The organism is Plasticicumulans sp. (assembly GCF_035331805.1).
GTDB lineage: Bacteria > Pseudomonadota > Gammaproteobacteria > Competibacterales > Competibacteraceae > Plasticicumulans.
The window spans coordinates 3,964-6,654 of record NZ_DAOLKE010000196.1; the positions used below are offsets into that span (position 1 = coordinate 3,964).

The window sequence follows — 2,691 nt, forward strand, 5'->3', positions numbered from 1 at the left end:
CCAGATCCAGCCAGCGCCCGAACTTGCAGCCGACCTGCGGCATGCGGCCGGTCTCGGTGAAGCCGAGCCGCCGGTGCAGCGCCAGCGAGGCGAGGTTGTCGGCGTCGATGGCGGCGACCATCACGTGCTTGCCGAGCGCCCGGGCGCGTCCGGTCAGCGCCGCGAGCAGGGCGTGCCCGGTGCCGCGGCCGCGGGCGTCGCGGTGCACGTAGACCGAATGCTCGACCGTGTGCCGGTAGCCGTCGAAGGCGCGCCAGTCGCCGAAGGATGCGTAACCGAGCACGGCGCCGTCGGCAGCGGCCGCGACCAGCACCGGATAGCCGGCCGCCGTGCGCGCCGCGAGCCAGGCGGCGCGGTTGGTGCGATCGACGGGCGTGTCGTTCCAGATCGCCGTCGTGTGCTGCACGGCGTCGTTGTAGATGGCGAGGATGCCGTCGAGGTCGGCCGTGCCGGCATCGCGAATCTGCTGCTGCATGTGCGGTTCTTCTCCCGAATGGGTCCGTGCGGCGGCACACCGGAAGGACGGCGCGCGCAATCCGCGTGACACTGTGCTGTAATCGCGGCCGGATCGAAGCGGGGGTGCTCCGGATTCGGAGCTGAGAAATACCCTTGGAACCTGAACCGGTTAGCACCGGCGGAGGGAGCTTCGGCGCCCGGTCGCCGTCCGCCCCCCGTTTCGTCCTCTGCACCTGCCGCCCGCCGATAGAAGAGGACGCACGCCCATGAGCGCCATTCCCGAGGATTTCCTGCGCGCGACCGCCGAGCTGTCGGCCGCCGTCACGCGCCCGTTCCCGAAGTCGCGCAAGGTCTACGTCGAAGGCTCGCGCCCCGATCTGCGCGTGCCGCTGCGCGAGATCGAGCAGCACCCGACGCAGGCCGGGTTCGGCGCCGAGGTCAATCCGCCGGTGCCGGTCTACGACTGCTCCGGCCCTTACACCGATCCGCAGGCGCGCATCGACCTGCTCGCCGGCCTGCCCTCGGTGCGCGGCGGCTGGATCGCCGAGCGCAAGGATACCGAACAGCTCGACGGTCCGAGTTCCGATTACGGCCGCGAGCGTGCCGCCGACGCGCGGCTCGCCGCCTTCCGCTTCGAGCACATCCGCGCCCCGCGCCGCGCGAAGGCCGGCGCCAACGTCACGCAGATGCATTACGCGCGCAAGGGCATCGTGACGCCGGAAATGGAATTCGTCGCACTGCGCGAAAGCCTGCGCCTGCAGGAGCTGCGCACTGATCCGCGTTACGGCAAGCTTCTGCGCCAGCACCGCGGCCATTCCTTCGGGGCCGCGATTCCGGAAATGATCACGCCGGAGTTCGTGCGCAGCGAGGTCGCGCGCGGCCGCGCCATCATTCCGGCCAACATCAATCATCCGGAACTGGAGCCGATGATCATCGGCCGCAACTTCCTCGTGAAGATCAACGGCAACCTCGGCAATTCGGCGGTCACGTCGAGCATCGCCGAGGAAGTCGAGAAGATGGTCTGGGGCATCCGCTGGGGTGCCGACACCATCATGGATCTGTCGACAGGCAGGAACATCCACGAAACCCGCGAATGGATCATCCGCAACGCGCCGGTGCCGATCGGCACGGTGCCGATCTATCAGGCGCTGGAAAAGGTCGACGGCAAGGCCGAGGAACTGACCTGGGACATCTTCCGCGACACGCTGATCGAGCAGGCGGAGCAGGGCGTCGATTACTTCACGATCCACGCCGGCGTGCGCCTGCGTTACGTGCCGCTGACCGCCGATCGCGTCACCGGCATCGTTTCGCGCGGCGGTTCGATCATGGCCAAGTGGTGTCTCGCGCATCATCAGGAGAATTTCCTCTACACGCACTTCGAGGAAATCTGCGAGATCATGAAGGCCTACGACGTGAGCTTCTCGCTCGGCGACGGCCTGCGTCCGGGTTCGCTCGCCGATGCCAATGACGCCGCGCAGTTCGGTGAGCTGGAAACGCTCGGCGAACTGACGCAGGTCGCCTGGCAGCACGACGTGCAGGTCATGATCGAAGGCCCCGGCCACGTGCCGATGCAGCTGATCAAAGAAAACATGGACAAGGAACTCGCCGACTGTCACGAGGCGCCGTTCTACACGCTCGGCCCGCTGACCACCGACATCGCGCCCGGCTACGACCACATCACCTCGGCGATCGGCGCCGCGCAGATCGGCTGGTACGGCTGCGCGATGCTCTGCTACGTGACGCCGAAGGAGCACCTCGGCCTGCCGAACAAGGAGGACGTGCGCGAAGGCATCATCGCCTACAAGATCGCCGCCCATGCCGCCGACCTCGCCAAGGGCCATCCCGGTGCGCAGGTCCGCGACAACGCCCTCAGCAAGGCGCGCTTCGAATTCCGCTGGGAAGACCAGTTCAATCTCGGCCTCGACCCGGAACGCGCTCGCGAATACCACGATGCGACGCTGCCGAAGGAATCGGCGAAGGTCGCGCACTTCTGCTCGATGTGCGGACCGCACTTCTGCTCGATGAAGATCACGCAGGACGTGCGTGATTACGCGGCGAAGCAGGGCGTCGACGAACAGGCGGCGCTCACGAAGGGTATGGAGGAGAAGTCGATCGAGTTCGTGAAGACCGGGGCGAAGATCTATCACAAGGCGTGATGGCCTGATTCAAGCTGTCTGACAAGGAAAGCCGCCAGCGATGGCGGCTTTTTCTGTCAGGCCGGATCGTGAGGATTGC

2 protein-coding genes and 1 riboswitch are annotated in these 2,691 nt (G+C 66.7%); of the genes, one reads left to right on the forward strand and one right to left on the reverse strand.

Translation table 11 applies throughout. The features are described from left to right. A partial coding sequence (locus tag PKE44_RS13115; RefSeq protein ID WP_324551907.1) for a GNAT family N-acetyltransferase occupies nucleotides 1-475 on the reverse strand: 475 nt, incomplete at its 3' end. Between the two features lie 90 nt (nucleotides 476-565). Beyond that, nucleotides 566-660, forward strand: a riboswitch (TPP riboswitch). Between the two features lie 62 nt (nucleotides 661-722). Here PKE44_RS13115 and thiC point away from each other — a divergent pair. Beyond that, on the forward strand, nucleotides 723-2,612 hold the full coding sequence (gene thiC / locus PKE44_RS13120) for a phosphomethylpyrimidine synthase ThiC (protein ID WP_324551909.1): 1,890 nt from the start codon (nucleotides 723-725) through the stop codon (nucleotides 2,610-2,612). The last annotated feature ends 79 nt before the right edge of the window (nucleotides 2,613-2,691 follow it).